19 protein-coding genes and 1 pseudogene are annotated in these 21,662 nt (G+C 39.7%); 8 read left to right on the forward strand and 12 right to left on the reverse strand.

The annotated features are described in order from the left end of the window. Positions 1-63: 63 nt before the first annotated feature. From AWW72_RS10090 to AWW72_RS10115, 5 genes are all read right to left on the reverse strand, one after another. Positions 64-1,383 (reverse strand): adenylosuccinate synthase, encoded by a 1,320-nt coding sequence (locus tag AWW72_RS10090; RefSeq protein ID WP_004771572.1) that lies wholly within the window; start codon positions 1,381-1,383, stop codon positions 64-66. Positions 1,384-1,441: 58 nt separating this feature from the next. After that, on the reverse strand, positions 1,442-2,608 hold the full coding sequence (locus AWW72_RS10095; RefSeq protein ID WP_062847233.1) for an ATP phosphoribosyltransferase regulatory subunit: 1,167 nt from the start codon (positions 2,606-2,608) through the stop codon (positions 1,442-1,444). Between the two features lie 424 nt (positions 2,609-3,032). Beyond that, entirely contained in the window at positions 3,033-3,539 is a 507-nt protein-coding gene (locus tag AWW72_RS10105; RefSeq protein WP_062847235.1) for a GNAT family N-acetyltransferase, read from the reverse strand. Positions 3,540-3,606: 67 nt separating this feature from the next. Beyond that, positions 3,607-3,921 carry a hypothetical protein gene (locus AWW72_RS10110; RefSeq protein ID WP_062847236.1) on the reverse strand — a complete coding sequence of 105 codons (315 nt, stop codon included), beginning with the start codon at positions 3,919-3,921 and terminating at the stop codon, positions 3,607-3,609. Between the two features lie 37 nt (positions 3,922-3,958). Continuing rightward, positions 3,959-4,987, reverse strand: coding sequence for a type I glyceraldehyde-3-phosphate dehydrogenase (locus AWW72_RS10115; RefSeq protein WP_005256853.1), 1,029 nt, complete (start codon positions 4,985-4,987; stop codon positions 3,959-3,961). 257 nt (positions 4,988-5,244) lie between these two features. On the opposite strand from AWW72_RS10115, the gene alaS reads away from it, so the two are divergent. From alaS to csrA, 3 genes are all read left to right on the forward strand, one after another. Then, positions 5,245-7,935, forward strand: coding sequence for an alanine--tRNA ligase (alaS, locus tag AWW72_RS10120; protein WP_171254709.1), 2,691 nt, complete (start codon positions 5,245-5,247; stop codon positions 7,933-7,935). A 66-nt stretch (positions 7,936-8,001) separates the two neighbouring features. Further along, positions 8,002-9,282, forward strand: a complete 1,281-nt coding sequence (locus AWW72_RS10125; protein ID WP_004771564.1) for an aspartate kinase — start codon at positions 8,002-8,004, stop codon at positions 9,280-9,282. Between the two features lie 237 nt (positions 9,283-9,519). Beyond that, entirely contained in the window at positions 9,520-9,783 is a 264-nt protein-coding gene (csrA, locus tag AWW72_RS10130; RefSeq protein WP_004771563.1) for a carbon storage regulator CsrA, read from the forward strand. 56 nt (positions 9,784-9,839) lie between these two features. Here csrA and rnhB read toward each other — a convergent pair. Continuing rightward, positions 9,840-10,412 (reverse strand): annotated as a pseudogene (gene rnhB / locus AWW72_RS10135) (ribonuclease HII); the annotation flags it as partial. A gap of 36 nt (positions 10,413-10,448) precedes the next feature. Then, complete coding sequence (locus AWW72_RS10140) at positions 10,449-10,832, reverse strand: hypothetical protein (RefSeq protein WP_004771561.1); 384 nt, start codon at positions 10,830-10,832, stop codon at positions 10,449-10,451. A gap of 225 nt (positions 10,833-11,057) precedes the next feature. On the opposite strand from AWW72_RS10140, the gene AWW72_RS10145 reads away from it, so the two are divergent. After that, positions 11,058-11,615 carry a cytochrome b gene (locus AWW72_RS10145; RefSeq protein ID WP_004771560.1) on the forward strand — a complete coding sequence of 186 codons (558 nt, stop codon included), beginning with the start codon at positions 11,058-11,060 and terminating at the stop codon, positions 11,613-11,615. Positions 11,616-11,659: 44 nt separating this feature from the next. On the opposite strand, the gene AWW72_RS10150 is transcribed toward AWW72_RS10145, so the two are convergent. The 4 genes from AWW72_RS10150 to AWW72_RS10165 form a co-directional block, all read right to left on the reverse strand. Further along, the gene (locus AWW72_RS10150) at positions 11,660-12,658 is read right to left on the reverse strand and encodes an adenosine deaminase (RefSeq protein WP_062847238.1); all 999 of its coding nucleotides are present in this window, start codon (positions 12,656-12,658) and stop codon (positions 11,660-11,662) included. Between the two features lie 112 nt (positions 12,659-12,770). After that, positions 12,771-14,090: an NCS2 family permease gene (locus AWW72_RS10155; protein WP_004771558.1), complete on the reverse strand. Its 1,320-nt coding sequence runs from the start codon at positions 14,088-14,090 to the stop codon at positions 12,771-12,773. Between the two features lie 329 nt (positions 14,091-14,419). Next, positions 14,420-14,605, reverse strand: coding sequence for a hypothetical protein (locus AWW72_RS10160; RefSeq protein WP_062847239.1), 186 nt, complete (start codon positions 14,603-14,605; stop codon positions 14,420-14,422). 309 nt (positions 14,606-14,914) lie between these two features. Continuing rightward, a complete protein-coding gene (locus AWW72_RS10165; RefSeq protein ID WP_062847240.1) occupies positions 14,915-17,119 on the reverse strand; it encodes a TonB-dependent receptor in 2,205 nt (734 codons plus the stop codon). A 335-nt stretch (positions 17,120-17,454) separates the two neighbouring features. Here AWW72_RS10165 and AWW72_RS10170 point away from each other — a divergent pair, with 335 nt between their 5' ends. The 4 genes from AWW72_RS10170 (at position 17,455) to AWW72_RS10185 (ending at position 21,212) form a co-directional block, all read left to right on the forward strand. Continuing rightward, a complete protein-coding gene (locus AWW72_RS10170; protein WP_005256845.1) occupies positions 17,455-17,688 on the forward strand; it encodes a DUF6500 family protein in 234 nt (77 codons plus the stop codon). Between the two features lie 214 nt (positions 17,689-17,902). Next, the gene (locus tag AWW72_RS10175) at positions 17,903-18,904 is read left to right on the forward strand and encodes an AraC family transcriptional regulator (protein ID WP_062847241.1); all 1,002 of its coding nucleotides are present in this window, start codon (positions 17,903-17,905) and stop codon (positions 18,902-18,904) included. A 96-nt stretch (positions 18,905-19,000) separates the two neighbouring features. Further along, positions 19,001-19,624 carry a sterol desaturase family protein gene (locus AWW72_RS10180; RefSeq protein ID WP_062847242.1) on the forward strand — a complete coding sequence of 208 codons (624 nt, stop codon included), beginning with the start codon at positions 19,001-19,003 and terminating at the stop codon, positions 19,622-19,624. Between the two features lie 133 nt (positions 19,625-19,757). After that, positions 19,758-21,212 carry a hypothetical protein gene (locus tag AWW72_RS10185; protein WP_062847243.1) on the forward strand — a complete coding sequence of 485 codons (1,455 nt, stop codon included), beginning with the start codon at positions 19,758-19,760 and terminating at the stop codon, positions 21,210-21,212. Between the two features lie 64 nt (positions 21,213-21,276). On the opposite strand, the gene AWW72_RS10190 is transcribed toward AWW72_RS10185, so the two are convergent. Continuing rightward, positions 21,277-21,609, reverse strand: a complete 333-nt coding sequence (locus AWW72_RS10190) for a DMT family transporter (protein ID WP_047432466.1) — start codon at positions 21,607-21,609, stop codon at positions 21,277-21,279. Positions 21,610-21,662: the final 53 nt, after the last annotated feature.

The following is a 21,662-nucleotide window of genomic DNA, read 5'->3' on the forward strand; positions in this document are numbered from 1 at the left end:
TCTGAAATTTTTCCATAAAAAAAGCTCTCAAATTCATGAGAGCTTTTTTGTCACCAACTCAGCTTATGCTGAAAATGGATGACGTAATACAATTGTTTCTGCACGGTCAGGACCTGTTGAAACGATATCAATTGGGCAACCAATTAAAGTTTCGATGCGACGTACATAAGCCAATGCATTTGCAGGAAGTTGATCGATTTGAGTCAAACCTACAGTAGATTCGCTCCAACCTGGCATTGTTTCATAGATCGGCTTCAAGCTTTCGAATGAAATCGCATCAGAAGAACCTGCACAGCCTGAATCTACATCTTCATAACCCACACAGATTTTCACTTCTTCTAAACCATCTAATACATCAAGTTTAGTCAAGCAAATACCAGACAATGAGTTTACTTCAACTGAACGACGTAGAATTTCGGCATCGAACCAACCACAACGACGTTGACGGCCAGTAGACGCACCAAATTCATGACCTACAGTACCTAAATGGCGACCAATTGCATCACCTGTATCGGTTGCAGCATCATAGTGCAATTCAGTTGGGAATGGACCAGCACCAACACGTGTTGTGTATGCTTTGGTAATACCCAATACATAGTCTAAATGAAGTGGGCCCATACCTGAACCAGAGCTTACGCCACCAGCAGTAGTATTCGAGCTAGTTACGTATGGATATGTACCATGATCGATGTCAAGTAATGAACCTTGTGCACCTTCAAACATGATTGCCTTACCTTCTTTACGGTAATCATGTAACACTTTAGTCACGTCAATCACTAACGGTTCAAGCACTTCACGCCATTGGTTACAAAGCGCAAGTACATCTTCAAACTTAACTTCTTCAACGCCATAGAATTGAGAAAGCTGGAAGTTATGAAGCTCAAGCATTTCCTTGAGTTTTTCTTCAAGCAATGCACCGCCACGGATCAAGTCAGCTACGCGTACAGCGCGACGTGCAACTTTATCTTCGTAAGCTGGGCCAATACCACGACCTGTCGTACCGATTTTTGCGTTACCACGTTTTTTCTCACGTGCTTGGTCAAGCGCAATGTGGTTTGGCAAAATTAATGGACAGTTTGGAGAAATACGTAAACGTTCTTTAACAGGTACGCCTTCTTCTTCCAGAATCGCCATTTCTTTAATTAGGGCTTCAGGAGAAAGAACAACACCATTACCGATTAAGCACAATACGTTTTCACGTAAAATACCTGATGGAATGAGGTGCAATACAGTCTTCTTACCACCTACCACAAGAGTATGGCCTGCGTTGTGTCCGCCTTGATAGCGTACTACCGCAGCCGCTTGATCTGTGAGCAGGTCGACGATTTTACCTTTTCCTTCGTCGCCCCATTGGGTACCAAGTACCACAACATTTTTGCCCATAATAGCCTCATTACATCATGCTGTTAAAATTGGAAACCAAGTCTTACATACTTGGCAATTAAATCTTTTCAATTACCCACTGACCATTTTGAGACACCATCTGATGGGTCGCATATGGCACTGAGCTTAAATCATCATTACCTAACAATTGCACCACACGTAAACCTTGGCTACGCGCATCTACAATTGCATTCAATAAATCTTGTTGATTGCCTTTTGGCGCGATGACAGTTTCGATTTCGACAAACTGTGTTGCACCTAAAGCATATAAGTCACAACTGAAACCTGTTGCTGGACGCGCACGACCAAAGTGTTCACCAATACCATCATAACGTCCACCTTGAGCCAGTGGCGCAGCACGATTTGGTGCATAAATGGCATACATCAAGCCCGTGTGATAGTGGTAACTACGTAGTTCAACCACGTCAACACCCACATTCAGATTTGGCCAGCTTGACTGGATTTGCGCTAATGTTGTTTTCAATGCATCAAACGCAATCTTGAAATCAACATCATTTAAAATTTCTTGGCTTAAATGTGCTTGTAATGCATCCAAATCACTTGCATAGCGACCTAATGCATAAAAGTCCGTACCCATCGCTAAATCTTGGGTAAATTCTTCAAGCTCAGGTAATGCCTTACGCTGATATAAATCAGAAAGTTCACTTTCGGTATTTTTATTCAGACCCGCATGTTTCACCAGACTACGGAATAAACCGACATGGCCCAGATCTAAATGCGCACCTTCAAGCGTATGTGTGTGCTGAATTAAAGCCAGCATCACATTGACCATTTCAACATCAGCTTCGATGCTGTCATGACCATACAACTCTGCCCCTAACTGTAAAGGCGCACGTGTTGCATTAAAATTCTGTGGTTTCGTATGCAAGACTGAACCTGCATAGCAATAACGAGCCACACCTTCAACTGGGCGTACATGGGCATCGATACGTGCAACTTGCGGTGTCATATCCGCACGAACGCCGAGTAAACGGCCAGACAGTTGGTCAATTACTTTGAAAGTAACTAAATCTAAATCTTGATTAGATTCTGAAAGTAAAGACAACGATTCAATGTATTCAATAAATGGCGTATACACCAATTGATAACCTCGAACTGCGAGGAAATCTAACGCTTCTCGACGCAACGTTTCAACAACTTGCGCTTGTTCGGGCAATACATCTGCTACCCCGTCAGGGAGCAACCATGTCTCTGAAATGGTCATGTTCCAAACCTAAAATCTGTTCAATGTGGAGGCATCCACACAAAAAGCAACCACATAAAAAAATCGGGTGAATGCCCGATTCAGCGTAGTGTAGCACGAAGATTTATGTGATGCACCTTCGAATTTGCATAAAACTTTATAGTTTTATGCTCTGTTTATATAGACTTGCATATAAAATTAACGAATAGATTCAATAGATTGAAGTTACTCATTGATTGTGTAAGTCCATGTTCTTGTTCCAAAGAACTGCCCAACATCTGAACTATCGCCCTGTTTCCAGTTGATCAAATTCAATTTTTTGATTGCATCAACAGCCTGAGTATTGAATGCAAAACAGCCTTTTATAAATTCTCTGCTTTTAAGCCACCGCAATCGTGAATACTGAAACGGAGCAAACATCCAAAGCGATCATTCTGAGCATCTATTAAAATAAGCCCACACATTCCATTTTTTGATTTCTTCTCCCGGACTCAAGAGGTAAAGCCTCCCACTCAGGTATAAATACAAAATTGTGTCTAGAGTAAAAATTTACTGCTCTCAAATTATCTGGAGACACGCTTAATACCACTCTAGAGTATCCTTGAGAAATTGCGACACCCTTGATAGCAGAAATTAGAAGATCCGCGATACCACGACCACGGAACATAGGATTAACCCACATCGCGATAAGATTAAATTCATGTACGGCGTTTTGAGTTCCACCAATAATACCAATTGCTCGGCCCCCTTTAATCGCTAAAATATATTGATGCCGAGTCTTCTGCGAGGCACGATTACGCCATTCTGACTCACTATATTGCTCTACCACAGCATAAGTCATAGCAAAAACTTCTGGACTATCCAAGAGCGATTCTAAACGAACAGTTTTAAGGATTTTCCAGTCTTCCTCAGTGGTGAGGCGAACCACCCATTCATCCAAGTCTAGGCCCATAAAATACCTCAAACTGATCGCGAATCTGAGTTTTTATAAAAGACTCTCAGAAGTTAGCTTATATTTATTAAGTTCCTTTCCCGCCTTTAACCATCATTTCTAACACATTCACCAATTCAACATTCTGCTTTTCTAATGCAGCAATATTTGCCACCGTTCGATCAAGTACTTCCTGTTGTACATGCATTTTTTTGGCAAGATCCTGCATGATTTCCAGACTCTTTTTGAGATGTAACTCCAGATGCACTACTTTTTCCTCAAGTTGTACGATCTGAATATCAGCAGGTTGTTGAACTTCGGTATTTTTAAACTGAAACCAGAATAAAAATATCACTGCCCCTAATAAAAGCAGCAGAAAACCCCAAATCAATATAAATGTCATCCGTTGCTCCGAATTATTTATTATCTGTTCTTAAATGTTATTCATCACAAAATGATTCACACAAATCCAGTAAACGATTTGCATAACCCCACTCATTATCATACCACGCAAAAACTTTCGCTTGGTGTCCCACCACCATCGTCTGCGTTAAATCAACAATTAAAGAATAAGGTGAATGATTAAAGTCACTCGAAACCAAATCCTCATCTGTTACTTGCATAATCTGCGCATAATCAAACTGAGCCGCTTTAGTCAGGACTTCGTTAACTTTATGCACGGTAATGGGTGAGTGCGAAACAAAAGTTAAATCAATCGCTGCGACATTAATGGTCGGTACACGAATTGAATAACCATCAATACGATCTTCCATTTTTGGCATGACCTGTTTTAACGCGCCTAAAGCACTTGAGGTGGTAGGAATAATATTCTGCCCAGAGGCACGCGCACGACGTAAATCCCGATGCGCATGATCCAATACTGATTGATCGGCTGTGACTGCATGGATTTCAGTCATTAATGCCGTATCAATACCAAAGGCATCATCAATGATTTTAACCAGCGGAACTAAAGCTTGAGTGGTACACGACACGCTGGAAATAATCTGATCGCTTGCTTTGACTTCATTATGGTTCACACCATAGACAATCGCAGCATCAACTGAGTCAAAAGGCGCAGCACCAATAATGACTCGCTTGGCGCCTGCTTCGACATGGCGGGTTGCATCAGCACGTGAACGGAATAGACCTGTACATTCCAGTACTACATCAATATTTAAATCCGCCCAAGGCAATAATTCGGGTTGCTCTTGTTTCAGAACTTGTAGTTTTAATTGGCGTTGATTGGACTGAATGTTCAAAAAAATACATTCATTTTCAATCAGAATTTCAACTTGCCCAGCAAAGCGACCATGCGTGGTATCGTACTTAAATAAATGTACCAGCGTCTGGACATCAGCCACATCATTAATCGCAACGATTTCAAATTGAAACTGTTTTGGACTTTCAAACCATGCACGTAATACATTCCGACCAATTCGACCAAATCCATTGATAGCGATACGTTGCATGTAGCGTCCTTATTCATAAAAACATCATCTTTTCTGTGCTATATGGTAAAACATCAGTTGCCCTATTGAATATAGATTTTTAGCTTAAACACAGTTTTATATGATATTGCTTGTAAAATCGTTGGTGAGGCGGGTATTTTCCGTTATAATTTAGCACTTTTAAAATCTATGCCACGCAATGGGTTCGATTGTAAAACGTTAAAAACAACGTACCTTATTGCATATAGCCAAATTCAAAATTATGGAGTGTCTTGGTTGTGAGTACTCGCTTTATGACATCAGCTGAAATCCGTGAAGCATTTTTGCGTTATTTCGAATCGCAAGGGCATACACGTGTCGCTTCGAGTTCTCTCGTTCCCGCCAACGACCCAACTTTGCTGTTTACCAATGCTGGTATGAACCAGTTTAAAGATTGTTTCTTAGGTCTAGAAAAGCGCGATTATGTCCGTGCCGTTTCATCACAAAAGTGTGTCCGCGCTGGCGGTAAACACAATGACCTCGACAACGTAGGTTATACCGCACGTCACCATACCTTCTTTGAAATGTTAGGTAACTTCTCTTTTGGTGATTATTTCAAACAAAACGCGCTTAAATTTGCGTGGGAATTCTTGACCAGCGAACAATGGTTAGGTTTACCGAAAGATCGTTTATATGTCACTGTTTATCACACTGATGATGAAGCGTTTGATATCTGGAATAAAGAAATCGGTCTAGACGCAGATCGTATTATCCGTATTGGTGACAATAAAGGCGGACAGTACGCATCAGACAACTTCTGGGCAATGGGTGATACAGGCCCATGTGGTCCTTGTTCTGAAATCTTCTATGACCATGGCGATCATATCTGGGGTGGCTTACCGGGTTCACCTGAAGAAGATGGCGATCGTTTCATCGAAATCTGGAACAACGTTTTCATGCAGTTCAACCGTACTGCGGATGGTGTAATGCACCCTCTTCCAGCACCATCTGTAGATACAGGTATGGGCTTGGAGCGTATTTCTGCGGTATTGCAACACGTCAATTCAAACTATGAAATTGATTTGTTCCAACACTTATTAAAAGCAGCAGCTGAAATCATTGGTTTAGATACCACTGCAATTGAAGCTGAAGCGAAAGCTCAAAATAAACCAGTTGAATACCCTGCTTCTTTAAAAGTGATTGCTGACCATGCACGTTCATGCTCATTCTTGATTGCTGACGGTGTTAACCCTTCAAATGAAGGTCGTGGTTATGTGTTACGTCGTATCATTCGTCGTGCAGTGCGTCATGGCAACAAACTCGGTGCGACTGGTTCATTCTTCTACAAGATGTTGCAACCTCTGATTGAAGTGATGGGCGATGCTTATCCAGAACTTGCTGCGCAGCAAGCACGCATCGAAGCGCAACTACTTAAAGAAGAAGAACAATTTGCGAAAACACTTGAGCAAGGCCTGAAATTACTTGAAGGTGAATTGGCTCAGCTGAAAGGCAATGTGATTCCTGGTGAAACTGTATTTAAACTTTATGATACTTATGGTTTCCCAACAGATTTAACTGCTGATATCGCACGTGAACGTGATCTTACGATTGATGAAGCTGGTTTCGAAGTTGAAATGGCTGCACAACGTCAACGCGCACGTGATGCAGGTAAATTCGCAGTTGACTATAACAGCATTGTAAAAGTTGAAGGCGAAACTCAGTTTGATGGCTACGATGCAACTCAAGGCCAAGGTCAAATTGTTGCGATTTACAAAGATGGCGTTCAAGTTGATGAAATCAACGAAGGTGACGAAGCACTTATCGTTCTAAACCAAACCCCTTTCTATGCAGAAAGCGGTGGTCAGATTGGTGACACAGGTATCTTCAAAAACGATACAGGTATCTTCGAAGTACAAGATACTAAAAAATCTGGTGGTGCTTTTGTCCATCAAGGTATCGTGACCATGGGTAGCCTAAAAGCAGCTCAAAATGTTGAAGCGACTGTTAAAGCAGACATCCGTGCTGCAACAGCGCGTAACCACTCAGCGACTCACCTTTTACATGCAGCTTTACGCCAGATTCTTGGTGAGCATGTACAACAGAAAGGTTCTTTGGTTGCAAGTGACATTTTACGTTTTGACTTTGCCAATGACCAGCCTGTTTCATTTGAACAATTGCAACAGATTGAACGTTTAGTCAATGCTGAAGTGATTGCAAATACTGCGGTAACTACTGAACTGCTTGATATCGACACAGCAAAAGCCAAAGGCGCAATGATGCTGTTCGGTGAAAAGTATGGTGAAGAAGTTCGTGTATTGTCGATGGGTTCAGTCATTGAAGAGAAAAACTTCTCGATCGAGCTTTGTGGCGGTATTCACGTTAAACGCACAGGTGATATTGGCTTGTTCAAAATCACTTCTGAAGGTGGCGTGGCTGCGGGTGTTCGTCGTATTGAAGCAGTGACTGGCACTAAAGCACTTGAAGTGGTTCAAAAAGCTGAAACAGATATCCAGACGATCAATGGCTTGTTAAAAGCACAGAAAGATCAAACTGTTGAGAAAGTTGAAGCGATTGTTGAAACTGCTTCTAGTCTACAAAAGCAAATCGAACAATTGAACCAGAAATTAGCAAGCTTCCAGGCTGCCGACTTACTGGATCAAGTGAAAGAAATTGCTGGTCGTCAAACGTTAATTACAGCTGTACAAGGTTTGGATGCCAAATCGTTACGCAATCTACATGACAGCGTAAAATCAAAATTGGAAGATGCAGTCATTATTTTAGCTGGTGTTGATGGCGATAAAGTGAGTTTAATCGCCTCTGTCGCTAAACAATATGCTGCAACTCTAAAAGCAGGTGACATCATCAAACACTTGGCTCAAGAGCTGGGTGGTAAAGGTGGTGGTAAACCTGACTTAGCACAAGGTGGCGCGCCACTTAACGAGAAGTTTGATCAAGTCATCGCAGCATTGCCTGCTTGGCTTGAGCAATAAACAAAACTTCACTTTTGTGTAACTGACCCTGATGCCTCTCAGGGTCATGGCTTATATGGAACAACTATGGCATTAATCGTTCAAAAATATGGCGGTACCTCTATGGGTACTCCTGAGCGCATTTTAAATGTTGCTCGTCGTGTCAAGCGCTGGCATGATCATGGTCACAAGGTGGTCGTGGTTGTATCTGCAATGAGTGGTGAAACCAACCGCTTACTTGCGCTTGCCAAAGCCATTACCAGCACCCCTGACCCACGTGAATTAGATCAAATGGTGTCAACGGGTGAACAAGTAACGATTTCCATGTTAGCTATGGCACTTAATTCAATTGGTGTAGAAGCTAAATCATATACAGGTCGTCAGGTTGGTATCAAAACAGATAGCGCGTTTACCAAAGCACGTATTGAGTCAATTGATACTGATGTGATGACGGCTGATTTAGATGCAGGTCGTGTAATCGTTGTTGCTGGCTTCCAGGGTTATGATGCCAATGGCAATATCACAACGCTAGGTCGCGGTGGTTCTGATACTTCTGGTGTTGCGCTTGCAGCCGCACTAAAAGCAGATGAATGCCAAATCTATACCGATGTGGATGGTGTTTATACCACTGACCCACGTGTAGCGCCTAAAGCGAAAAAAGTCGACCGTATCTCTTTTGAAGAAATGCTTGAAATGGCATCTTTAGGTTCAAAAGTTTTACAAATTCGCTCTGTTGAATTCGCAGGCAAATATCAAGTTCCATTACGCGTATTATCAAGCTTTGATAATGAAAATGATGGCGCATTTGATGAAGATTTCAAACAAAACGTAGGCACACTAATTACGACTGAGGCAGAAGACGATATGGAACAACCAATCATTGCAGGTATTGCATTTAACCGTGACGAAGCAAAATTAACAATTTTGGGTGTTCCTGATGAGCCAGGTATTGCATCTAAAATCTTGTCGCCAATCAGTAATGCCAACATTGAAGTGGATATGATTATCCAGAATGTTGAAGAAGATGGTACAACTGATTTCACTTTCACTGTAAACCGCAATGACTTGGCGAAAGCGAAAGCAATTTTAGACCAAACGGCAAACAGCATTGAAGGTTGTGAAGTTGTAACACGTGATGACATCGTAAAAGTATCAATCGTGGGTGTTGGTATGCGCTCTCATGCTGGCGTAGCGAGCAAAATGTTCACTGCATTGGCTGAAGAAAGCATTAATATTCTCATGATTTCTACATCAGAAATTAAGGTTTCTGTCATCATTGAAGAAAACTACCTTGAGTTGGCAGTTCGTTGTTTACATACAGCTTTTGGCCTAGACCGTGAACACGGCGAAAGCAGTGCTCGTGCTTAATTAATAGCTGCTTAAACATATTTACTTGTGAGTAAATAAGAAAAAAAACAGAGCCACTATAGTTTTTTTTATAGTGGCTCTGTTATATTAGCCTTGAGGTTTTTAAGAAGATTCTCACAGAACTTACGAAAAAGAATGTTTTTTACATATTTCTGTTAGAATTTTCTGTATATTAGGCTGTGCTTTCGAACAATGAATTCCCTGTCGCAAGTTTAAGCGTTTAGCAAGGAGATAAACATGCTGATTCTGACCCGTCGTGTCGGAGAAACATTAATGATTGGGGATCAAGTCAGTGTTACTGTGCTTGGCGTAAAAGGCAATCAGGTGCGTATTGGTGTAAATGCTCCAAAAGAAGTTTCTGTGCATCGTGAGGAAATTTACCAACGTATCCAACATGAACGTGCCATGCATGAGCATCTGCAACATCTTGATCAAGATTATCAACATTCTTATGAAGAAGATAATAACGAGTTCCCTCGTCATAATAACTTCAACCGTTAATGTGCAGAATTCTTTTCTGAACAATTAAAGCGACTATTTATAGTCGCTTTAATTGTTTATAGACCTAGTGCTTTTTTAACAGGTCCATAACTGCGGCGGTGTTCATCAATCACACCATGGGCCGCGATCGCTTCAAAATGAGCCTTGGTTGGATATCCTTTATGTTTGGCAAAGCCATATTCAGGATATTGCTGGTCAAGCACCTGCATCTGGCGATCACGTGTGACCTTTGCCAGAATACTTGCCGCACTGATCTCAGCATGACTCGCATCTCCCCCTACAATTGCTTCACATGCAATCGTAATTCCTTTTGGAATCTGATTACCATCCACAATCACCTTTAAAGGCTGAGTATGCAAGTTTTCGACCGCACGACGCATTGCCAGAAAAGTTGCCTGTAAAATATTAAACTCATCAATTTCAGCATGGGTTGCTTCAGCAATTGACCATGCCAAAGCCTTTTCCTGAATCTCCAAGAATAATTTTTCGCGCTTCTTTTCTGTTAGCTTTTTAGAATCATTTAAACCTTCAATCGGATTATCTGGATCTAAAATGACGGCAGCGGCAACGACAGAACCCACAAGTGGCCCACGTCCCGCTTCATCTACACCCGCAATTGTCATACTACTTCTCTCAAAATAGGCTGATGACTCAGCCTGATCTTATTAACCTGCTTTTTTAAACGTTTCTGCCACACATGCATTTACAGTTTGTGAAACCACTTGAGTCACAATTGTTGCACGAGCAGTAGGATCAATTGCAGCTGTTGCTAATTCAACTGCTGTTACGCTGTTTGGCGCTTTTTCGCTAACACAACCACAGACTTCAGTCTGGATATTTTCACGTTGTTCAGCAGTCATTACGCGTGTTGCTGTTTTCCAAGCTGGTAAAGTATTAATCTCATTAATACATTTTGCATTTACCGCAACTTTTAATGCCGCCATACCCAATTGTTGAGAAGTCGCGCCAGCCGAGTTGCTGCCATCTGGTGTTACACATCCTGTTAGGGCTAAAACAACAGGGGCAACAATAAGTACCAACTTTTTCATGATTTCTTACCTGTATCTAAATTTTTGGCAGGCGTATTGTGCCTAAACAGCAAGTTTTATGATATGACTCAACGCAATCTTTACATAATATAACAATTATAACTTAACAATATCTTGATGACCGTTCTAAGCATAAAACGCTCCGTTACATTTCCATTGTATGAGAAAGAACCAAGCCTAATTAAAATTAAAAAATCCCATCTATAACAATGCCAGGATGTTGCAATGCCAACCTCAGCACAATATTACACACGTACGGCACAAGTTATTCATTGGCTCATGGCTGCAATTTTTATCACTGCCTGGTTGATTGGCTTTTACAGTGGTAATTTTCTTAGCTATGACGTTGATGGTAGCTTTAAAGGTAATGTCATCACACTTCATAAAAATATTGCCACGACCATTATTTTCTTAGTGATAATCCGAATTTTTTGGCGCTACACCCACCCTGTTCCGCAACTGCCAGATACCATGTCACCGATGATGAAAACCTTGGCCCACGTCGGACATTTTTTCCTGTATCTAATGTTATTAGCTTTACCTATAACTGGCTGTTTATTTAGCTGGAGTGCTGGGCATCCTGCACCCGTTTTATATTTATTCGAAATTCCACGTTTAGTTCAAGATAATCCTGACCTACTGGCGATTGTTAAACCATTGCACATTTATCTTTCTTGGTTTGCAGGTTTACTGGTTGCGGGACATATCTTGGCTGCGATTAAACATCATGTTGTTGATAAAGATAATGTCTTACTCAGCATGTTACGCCAACCAAAAAAGTAGAACATTCAGATATAAAAAAACCGCTTTACGCGGTTTTTTTATTTTTAAAGCTTATTCACTTCAGCAGTCCACTTTTGCTTTTCTTCATCAGAAATAAATGAAGCCTCAAAAGAGTTAATCGCAAGTTGCTTTAATTCTTCATTGCTCAGATCAAGCGCCTGCTGAATGGCAACAAAGTTATCATTCATATAGCCACCGAAGTATGAAGGATCATCCGAGTTCACCGTCACATGAACGCCTTTTTGCAACAAACGGCGAATATTATGCTCACCCATGTCTTTTACGACACAAAGCTTTAAATTACTCAAAGGACAAACCGTCAAAGGCATCTTTTCTGCAATCAGACGCGCCATCAGATGCTCATCTTCTTCCGAACGCACACCATGGTCAATACGATTGACTTTAAGCAAATCCAGCGCTTCCCAGATGTATTCTGGTGGACCTTCCTCACCTGCATGTGCAACGATTAAGAAACCTGCTTCACGCGCTTTGGCAAATACACGCTCAAATTTCGAAGGAGGATGCCCTACTTCACTTGAGTCCAGACCAATCGCAATAATGTCATCTTTGAAAGGCAATGCTTGCTCAAGCGTTTCAAACGCTTTTTCTTCGCTCAAATGGCGCAGGAAGCACATGATCAATTGAGAACTAATGCCCAACTTCTCTTGTGCATCTTTACAGGCACGTTTAAGACCAGCCAATACCGTTGCAAACGCCACGCCACGCTCTGTATGCGTTTGTGGATCAAAGAACATTTCGGTGTGAACAACACGATCTTCAGCACATTTTTCAAAATATGCCCAAGCAAGATCATAAAAATCCTGCTCATGCACAAGCACATTCGCGCCTGCATAATAAATATCTAGAAAAGATTGAAGATTATGAAAGTTGTACGCCTGCTTCACTTCTTCAACAGATTGATAAGGAATCTGAATCTGATTACGCTGTGCAATAGCAAACATCAGTTCCGGTTCAAAAGTCCCTTCAATATGCACATGCAATTCGGCTTTGGGTAAAGCACGAATCAGCTCGATTTGATTCATATTAACTCCACGTCTAAAGAAAAAAGGGTGTTACCAAATGGACACCCTTTTCGGGTTCTTTGCCTGAACAACCATTCAAACAAAGAATTATTTAAAAATAATAAATCTTGGATTAACCGCCAAATGCCGCGAACTTAAACACCCAAAGCGCAGCAATGATCCAGACCATATACGGTACAGTTTTCGCCTTACCTGTGAATAATTTAACCAGCGCATAGCTAATAAAGCCCATTGCAATACCATCAGCAATTGAATACGCAAATGGCATAAATACAATCGTTAAAAATGCAGGAACGGCTTCAGTAATATCATCCCAGTCGATATTGGTGATCCCTTGGATCATCAACACACCAATGAACAATAATGCAGGCGCAGTTGCAAAACCTGGTACAGATTGAGCCAATGGCGCCAAGAATAAACAGCCCACAAATAAGAATGCCACAACAACAGCCGTCAAACCTGTACGACCACCCGCTGCCACACCTGATGCAGACTCAATATAAGGTGTTGTTGATGATGTACCTAAAGCAGCACCAGCAACGATCGCAGTTGAATCAGCAAATAATGCTTTTTTCAAACGCGGCAATTTACCATCTTGCAAGAGGCCTGCACGGTGCGAAACACCAACCAACGTCCCTGTACTATCAAATAAATCGACAATAAAGAAAACAAAGATCACGCCCACCATACTGGCTGTAAACAGACCTTCAAAGTCCATTTGCATGAATGTCGGCGCAATCGAAGGAATCTCACCGACTACGCCCTTAAATTCATTTAAGCCCAGCAATGTCGCAATAGCAGTCACAGCCAAGATACTGATAATGATTGCGCCACGCACTTTGAATTGATGTAACAATACGATCAACAGGAAGCCAAATAATGCAAGCAATACCGTCGGCTGTTTAATATCTCCCAGCCCAACTAAAGTTGCCTGATTTGCAACAATAATGCCTGAGTTCTTTAAAGCAACCAAAGCTAGGAACAAACCAATACCACCACCAATGGCAAATTTAAGTGACATTGGAATCGCATTGACAATTGCTTCACGGATTTTGAAGAAGCTGATTGCAAGGAAAATAATCCCTGAAACAAAAACAGCAGCCAAAGCAGTTTGCCAAGGCACACCCATGCCTAAGCAGACAGAATAGGTAAAATAAGCATTTAAGCCCATACCAGGTGCTAATGCGATTGGATAGTTCGCAATAATCCCCATGACTAAACAGCCGATTGCAGCAGCCAGACAGGTCGCAACAAACACCGCTCCGTGATCCATTCCTGTTTCAGAAAGAATGAGCGGATTTACAATAATGATGTAACACATGGTTAAGAATGTGGTTACACCTGCCAAAACTTCTGTTCTAAAGTTAGTTTTGTTATCGCTTAATTTAAATAAGCGTTCTAACAAACCAGCTGAAGCATTAGGCGTTGTCATAACATAGCACCTGTTAAAATCTAAGATCGTAGGACGTGAAATCTATACTCTTGTGCGACAATCTTTTTTGAATTTGCACAAAAGAGTACTCGAAGCTAGAAAGCAATCTATATGCCAGCTTGGTACTTGTTACATAGACAACATGTATAAATTTAATTTCGCTATCAAAACGTAAAAAGCCGCATATCTTGATGCAGCTTTTTATTTAGTGGTAAATATTTTAACAGATTCTATTTAAAACTTGCGCATCGCAAAGTAAAAAAAGACCACTTAATCTACAATCTCAAGTAAACAATTGAGTCACAAGCCCTGTGTGAAGCGGTAGACTTCTAATTACTGCGTTTATACGAGGATAAATGGCTACGAGGGTCGTGCTGAATATTATCAAGGCTATGTTCTGCATCTTGGACAATTTTCATGAGCTCTTGGCGCTTTTTCATCTGCGCGTCAGTATAGGCCACATAACCTAAAACGATGATGGCAAAGCTCACAAGTAAAGTCAGTGTAATCTTCATTATTATTATCTCTATTTTAATGTTTTCTTTAATACTAGCAAAAAAGTATTAAACAGAGTAAAAATAAGCATAATAAAACCAAAAATGAGAACCACATCACAATTATACAGTTATTCTTAAGATTTTATTGCTTATTTTTCATACAATTAAATATTAGAATATTATCGTATTTTAAGCAATGGCATTTTATATAATTCAATAAGATAGATATAAAGTACATCTTTATTTTTTAGATTGTTTTAGTGCTCCCCAATAAAAAAGCACCCCTGCTAATACAGAGATGCTTAAAAGAAAAATGAACTAAATTATTTAGAACTGGTAATTTAAACGCACCAAGAAGTTGCGTGGAGTGCCCGGCATTGTATTTGATCTCCAATAAACTTTATCAGTGAGGTTACTTACAGCTAATGTTGCTCCCCAATGTTCTCCTTTATAACCAACGGCAGCATCGAAACGAGTCCAACCATCAATTTTTGTATCGGGATTATTAGAAATATTGGTATAAAAAGAGCCATTGTAGGTCGCACCAATCTCTGTATAAACATTATCCAACGGCAAATAACGAATAAATAAATTACCAGTATTTTTGGCTGTATTTGCTAAATAATGTCCTACATTCTCTGGCTTTACTTTATCTTGTTTAACGTCAGCATCAGTATAACCATAGCCGCCACGCACAAATACATTATCCATCATACGACCGATAAAACTAAACTCCGCCCCCTTAGATTGATGTTCCCCTCCAACGACATATAATGATGGCTCATCATCTGGATTTGGACGGTAACGAATATTTTTCTTACGGATATCGAAGACAGAAAATTGAGTACTTAAACGATCATCGAGCCAATCACTTTTTATACCTATTTCATATTGTTCATTATATTGCGGTTCAGCATTGAATGTTTCTAAGTCAACCGTCCCACTAGTAAAAGGAGAAAGCCCAGCACTTCCACCAAATGGTGCAAAACTTTTACTATAAGATGTATATAAACTTTGACTGTCAATTGGCTGCCAAACAAATCCTATATTGGGACTAAATGTTTCCGCATCAATTTTAACAGTTGCTCCATAAGTTTGAGATATAGTAGAAGTATCGCGCGTAGAAACTTCATATTGATCATAGCGAGCACCAAGCATCATTTTTAATGTTGGTGTTAATGAAATCAGGTCTTGTACAAAAAATGCTAAACTATCATTATTTTGGTGCGTATAAGAAGTTTCGATTGGCCTACCATTAACTCGATCAAATGATGATTGATAATCTCTTGGATTGTAAGGATTAATTAATTGATAATATAATCCAGCCTTATCACCGCTTGAATAATTACCTAATTTAGGTTCACGATCCTCATGCGACCAATCCGCACCCACCATGATCTGATGTTCTAATTTGCCTGTATTAAACTTACCCGTAATATCAAATGTATTTGTCGTAGTCTTATTCATGGTTTCTTGCCAAGCATAAGATTGCTTGATATAGCCAGTTTTGCATCCTTTCGTATCATCAGTACAATAACTTCCACCAAAGAAATTATCGAAATCTTGATTAGCTTGTCGATAGCTCAATGCCCAATGAAATTTCCAATCTGGTGCAAATTCATATTTGAGATCTGTACGTACCGTTTGTAATTCATCAACAATAAAATCTGATGATGTTGCAAAACCTGTCTCTCTTAAAATATTTTCAGGAAAACGATTTAATACGGAAAAAGATGGACCACGGTCAGGAATACGATCTAATTTGTCATAGGTATATTCTGTAGTCCACAACAGCTTCTCATCATCACTACGATAGGTCACACTTGGTGAGAACATCGATTGTTTTGTGCCAATACCTGAACGAAAACTATTGGTATCAGATTTTTCACCAACCAAACGTACCGCCCAATTATCATTCACAATCTGATTGATATCTAAGGTTCCACCAATGTTGTCATAAGAACCTCCATAGATACCCACAGAACTTTTAGAGTCAAAATTGGCAAACTTGGTCACCATATTCACAACTCCACCACCTGCGCCGCGTCCATAAAGTACAGATGCAGGGCCTTTTAAAATCTCAATACGCTCAACGTTTGCAGTACTACGGCGTACTTGGCCGCCTTCACGTACGCCATTACGGTAAATATCACTAGTATCAGCACTAAAACCACGAATCATAATACCATCGCCACGTGTATCATAAGTTGTAGTTACCCCTGGTGTGCCTTGTAACATGACACTGAGATCATTTGCACCATAGATTTTATATTTTTGCACATCAATGGTATCAATCGTTTGTGGTATATCTTTTTTCTTAAGACCATTACGGGTCACACTTGCCTGCTCATAATCAATATAACTTTTGATCGGATCAAGCTCGCTCATCGCTTCAATTTTAATCGTTGGCATGACTGCCGTCGGCGCGCTCTGTTCATTTGCAAATGCATGATGAGCTTGCAACATCATCATGGTTAACAAGCTAAACTTAAATATCGGTTTAATGCTCACACCCAAGTCTAAAGGCTTCATAAAATTTCCAAAAAAATTCAGACAAAAAATTAAAAAAAACTTAAAAATAAACAAACGCTACAATTTTAATAAAAATCATTCTCATTTTCACTATATTTTCTACCATTTTTCATCTTTTGGTCGGTTTATTAAACATTCAGACTGTTTGACATTGCTTATTACCCTCATATCAATAAAGAATACGCTTTGCCAGCATCCAAAGATTGATGAATTGATGATCTTTTCAATGGATTTTCATCTATTAAAGCAATGTAAACCGCGTCACCTTCAGCAAATTCTCATAACATAGGTGGTAAAATAAGTCAGTTCAGCCATCAACAGACTATTTATAAAAAATGAGAAAAGAACTTAGAGCCAAAATCATTCAAGTGTGCGACGAAAAAATTGCTAAAAAAGGTAGTCAGGTCGGGCTTTCTTTTTATGCGTTCTTTGCCAATAAAAATGATGATCCTGAACGTCTTATGGAAGCTGCCCAATGGTGGATTATGGAACATCGACTTGATCATTTTGAGAAAGCCACAAAAATTAAAGCGCTGATCTTGAGTCAATCTACTCAAGAAAATACGTAATTAAGTACGATTGCTGCTCTTCCTTTGAGTCACATAAGCTATTCATTCTTAGAGTTTTTTATTTAATTTTTTAGCTAAGTGATACAGCTTGAGCTATTGCTTAGCTAATTTATAATTTCACATTAAATCTCTGCCCACCCTGCCTTTAAGCCAATTCATTTCTACCATTAAACAACATAGTATAAAGGTTTAAAATACATCTTCACCGTGTGTTATGACTTCAAGAAAAACCAGTGATGCCGGTATATTTTTATGGATGGTCTATCAAACCATGCAAAAGATGGATTTGGATGCAGCAGCCATTTTTGCCAGTGTTCATTTACCCGATCAGCCACCTGATAAATTTGTTCGTCGTGATAATTCTACTCAGCAGCGTTTCTGGAAAGCCGCTGAAGATATTAGCCATGATGGTGATATTGGCTTGCATGTCGGCGCCAATGTTCCACCTTTTCGCGGGCAAGTTGTTGAATATCTTTTTTTGAGCAGTCCAACATTTGGTGAGGGTCTACAACGTACCATCCGTTATCAAGCCTTACTTACCGATGCAATGTCATTTGAACTCGACATCATCAACCAACATACGGTTAAGATTTCAGGTCTAAATCATCCTGTACGACATTATCTGGAATGTGCAATTGGCATTTTGCTCAATTTCTTTAAATACATTACTGATGAAACATTTACCCCTCTTGAAATTGGCTTACCCTATTCAGATGGCGGCAAACACGAGGAATACCAGAAAATATGGGGATGTCCAGTCAAACTTGGACAGGAAAATGGCTATATTTGCTTTGCTGCAGCCCAATTAAAAACACCTTCGCCTGCGTATGAACCTGAACTTTTAAAAGTCCATGAACATCATGCAGCTTCACAGCTTGAGCTGTTAAACAAACACCAGCTCATCAATGAAATCGAAAGAATCTTGGCCAGTGGCTTATTGGAATCTGGAGAATTTGATCAAAACATCGTTGCCCAATATTTAGGACGTAGTGCCCGTAGTTTGAGAGCAGATTTACAACTTCTCAATACTACTTATGAAAAAGTCATTGCCCAATATCGTGAACGTCTTGCACGGCGGTTACTTTCCCATACCCAAGAAAGCATCGATCAGATTGTTTATCTCACTGGCTTTTCAGAACCCTCCGCATTTTCCAGAGCATTTAAACGCTGGACTGGAGAAACACCAACTGCATACCGACAACGTAAACAGATTTAATTTGATTGGATAGGCAGATTAAAACTGTCAGATGGGTCAAAATAATTCATCCTACTTTTCTTAAACTCCGATCTATATTTTATGAGGTAATCCAATATGATCGGTTTTCCAGTAGGTATTTTTGTCGCAAATGGTCTGGAATGGTATTTCCATAAAGTCTGGCTGCATGAGTTCCCCAGCAAAAATAGAAATAGCCCATTCTTTACGCATATCGCCCATCACAAACGCGCTCGCTTAAATGGCTTTCATGACGAAGGCTATGCAGATTCCATGTTTAAAAATGCTGAAATGTACAATGAAAAATCAGCATTAATTGGCTTGGCTGCTGCATCCACGATTTTTCTGCCTGTTGCCCCTTTCTTTACCGCGGGCTTGTACTATGGCATTTGGAATTATTGGAAAACTCATGCCAAATCGCATCTAGATCCCGAATACGCTAAAAAGCGGATTCCTTGGCATTACGACCATCACATGACCAGCAATCAAAATGCCAACTGGTGTGTGACCCGTCCGTGGTTCGACTATATTATGGGAACACGCGTCATGACGGATGCATCTAATACAGAAACCAATCCTTTAGCGATGAATATGCCAAAGTGGCTAGAAAAAAGAGTGAATCAAACGGCACGACGTCTTTTACCAAAAGCGTATGCCAAGATTGATGCCAATACCAATATTGATCAGCAGAATTTGAAACACGGCATTGAGGTGGCGTTATAAATATCCTATTTCTCTCTATCCAGCCTAATCATATTGATTGGGCTTTTATCACAAATATTATTTGAAACACTTTGAAAGGACATCATTAATAGATATTATTCTTCTCTAAAATAATCCATGTAGAAAACAAAAAATGTTAAAGATTAAACCATGTATTACCATTTTAACCACAGCAATGATAATTTCAGCTTGTGGGGGTGGAGATAATCATAAAACGATGGAAGACACATCTACTGTCTTAACACCCTTTACTACCGAGTTTCAAAGTACTTTAAGCCTGCAAAAAGATGCAGACCCGATCATTCAGATTTCAAAAAGAAGTAGTAATCAGAATGATGAGATAAATGCGTATTCAGTTACGCATCATTTTGACAGTGGAAATAGCTCTATTATTTTCAGCTACAATCTTGATAAAAATGATATAAAACAAACACTCCATGTTAATTATGATCCAATTCTAAAAAAAGTACTGGATGTTTCTATTGGTGAAAGTTATTTAAAAAAAGATATTTTCAGCTTATCAAAGGAAAATGTTTTTTCATGTTCAAGCGCTATCCTATTTGAAGCATGCAAGGGTATTGAGCTAAGTTTTGATGAAAAGACAGGTTTTAGCAAAATTAATTTTGCTAATACAAAACTCTCAAACTTGCCAACTGTTAGTCTCTCACCAACAGACAATCCAGATCATCAGGTTCCTACTGAAAAAAGCTACATAACATTGAATGGACAACTTGTTGGTTCTTTATCTACAGCCCCACAGACTTTTAACAATATCAGAAAAACCAGTCAATCTAATCTAATTTCTAATCAACAGCCAGTCTCACTAATGGGAGCTGTTTATGATCCAAAAACTAAAACTATCCTATTCGGCACCCATGCAAATAATGGCATAGACAGCAGTTTAAAATTAGCTCAGTTTAGCACTGGTATAGAAAACAACCTGATTCAAAGCTCGCTCTTATCAACTGAAACATCATTTTATATTTCTGGCATGTGTAGTGCTATGACAATGACCTTCCCGATTGAAGATATCACAACACTTCAATCGAATAAAAGTCCAAATAATATCGCTTTAACATTTAATCAAGCGATGTATAAGGATAAACAAGACGTACCACCATTGTTTCCTAATTTTCCGATTCAGCCAGAATGTGCTAAGGCACAGCTACAACTCGATGGTTCAGTAACGGTCAATATACCGAGTACACAACTTCAAATCTCACCAATTCTTAAAAACGAAAGTAGCTTCTCTTTAGTTCAGCCTGCACTTTATTTTGATGTAACCAACCACGATAGACAGCAACTTGGAAATAATACACTACAAATCAAGATTCGCAATAATCGAATTGAGAAAATAGATTTCAAAGACACCCGAATAGGTCAAAACCCTACAACAGGCTTATTGGTAGATTATTTTGAATACCAATATCATTGCGGTTATACCCAAGCGTGTGCAGGACTTAGTTACGACATTGAGAAAAACAAAATCAGTTTTAAAAATACAACACTGACCTCTAAAAGTAATCCTGCAAATGAAGTCAATAATAGTATTACCTTAAATGGTATATTTGATTTTGCAGGCCGATAATCAAAACCAATAAAATGAGTCTAAAACCGAGCTCAAACAGCTCGGTTTTTTTATAATTCGAGAATTAATGCGAACTGGATTTCGACAACAGATTTAAGATCAGTACCCCACTCATAATCAATGCAATTCCAACAATCCCCCAAACATCTAGTTTTTGATCAAACACAAACCAGGCAACTGTTGTGATCAAGACAATCCCGACACCCGACCAGATTGCATACGCAATTCCGACTGGAATCGTTTTAAGTGTCAAAGAGAGACAGTAAAATGCAATCACATAGCCAAGTACAACCACAATAGAAGCGAGCGGCTTGGTAAAACCCTCACTACTTTTCAACGCTGAAGTCGCAATCACTTCCGCAATAATCGCGATAAACAAAATAATCCAGTTTTTCATTTAACCGCACCTCAGCAAATCTATATTTATGATGATAAAAATAAAATATTCAG

This window comes from Acinetobacter sp. NRRL B-65365, from assembly GCF_001605865.1.
Lineage (GTDB): Bacteria > Pseudomonadota > Gammaproteobacteria > Pseudomonadales > Moraxellaceae > Acinetobacter > Acinetobacter vivianii.

Excerpts from the sequence above, each read along its gene's own strand:
- AWW72_RS10125 (WP_004771564.1), top strand. The coding sequence starts at position 8,002 with ATGGCATTAATCGTTCAAAAATATGGCGGTACCTCTATGGGTACTCCT.
- csrA (WP_004771563.1), top strand. The coding sequence starts at position 9,520 with ATGCTGATTCTGACCCGTCGTGTCGGAGAAACATTAATGATTGGGGAT.
- AWW72_RS10185 (WP_062847243.1), top strand. The coding sequence starts at position 19,758 with ATGTTAAAGATTAAACCATGTATTACCATTTTAACCACAGCAATGATA.
- AWW72_RS10140 (WP_004771561.1), bottom strand. The coding sequence starts at position 10,832 with ATGAAAAAGTTGGTACTTATTGTTGCCCCTGTTGTTTTAGCCCTAACA.
- AWW72_RS10160 (WP_062847239.1), bottom strand. The coding sequence starts at position 14,605 with ATGAAGATTACACTGACTTTACTTGTGAGCTTTGCCATCATCGTTTTA.
- AWW72_RS10170 (WP_005256845.1), top strand. The coding sequence starts at position 17,455 with ATGAGAAAAGAACTTAGAGCCAAAATCATTCAAGTGTGCGACGAAAAA.
- AWW72_RS10165 (WP_062847240.1), bottom strand. The coding sequence starts at position 17,119 with ATGAAGCCTTTAGACTTGGGTGTGAGCATTAAACCGATATTTAAGTTT.
- AWW72_RS10095 (WP_062847233.1), bottom strand. The coding sequence starts at position 2,608 with ATGACCATTTCAGAGACATGGTTGCTCCCTGACGGGGTAGCAGATGTA.
- AWW72_RS10115 (WP_005256853.1), bottom strand. The coding sequence starts at position 4,987 with ATGCAACGTATCGCTATCAATGGATTTGGTCGAATTGGTCGGAATGTA.
- AWW72_RS10145 (WP_004771560.1), top strand. The coding sequence starts at position 11,058 with ATGCCAACCTCAGCACAATATTACACACGTACGGCACAAGTTATTCAT.
- AWW72_RS10155 (WP_004771558.1), bottom strand. The coding sequence starts at position 14,090 with ATGACAACGCCTAATGCTTCAGCTGGTTTGTTAGAACGCTTATTTAAA.
- AWW72_RS10105 (WP_062847235.1), bottom strand. The coding sequence starts at position 3,539 with ATGGGCCTAGACTTGGATGAATGGGTGGTTCGCCTCACCACTGAGGAA.
- AWW72_RS10090 (WP_004771572.1), bottom strand. The coding sequence starts at position 1,383 with ATGGGCAAAAATGTTGTGGTACTTGGTACCCAATGGGGCGACGAAGGA.
- AWW72_RS10150 (WP_062847238.1), bottom strand. The coding sequence starts at position 12,658 with ATGAATCAAATCGAGCTGATTCGTGCTTTACCCAAAGCCGAATTGCAT.
- AWW72_RS10175 (WP_062847241.1), top strand. The coding sequence starts at position 17,903 with ATGACTTCAAGAAAAACCAGTGATGCCGGTATATTTTTATGGATGGTC.
- AWW72_RS10190 (WP_047432466.1), bottom strand. The coding sequence starts at position 21,609 with ATGAAAAACTGGATTATTTTGTTTATCGCGATTATTGCGGAAGTGATT.
- AWW72_RS10110 (WP_062847236.1), bottom strand. The coding sequence starts at position 3,921 with ATGACATTTATATTGATTTGGGGTTTTCTGCTGCTTTTATTAGGGGCA.
- AWW72_RS10180 (WP_062847242.1), top strand. The coding sequence starts at position 19,001 with ATGATCGGTTTTCCAGTAGGTATTTTTGTCGCAAATGGTCTGGAATGG.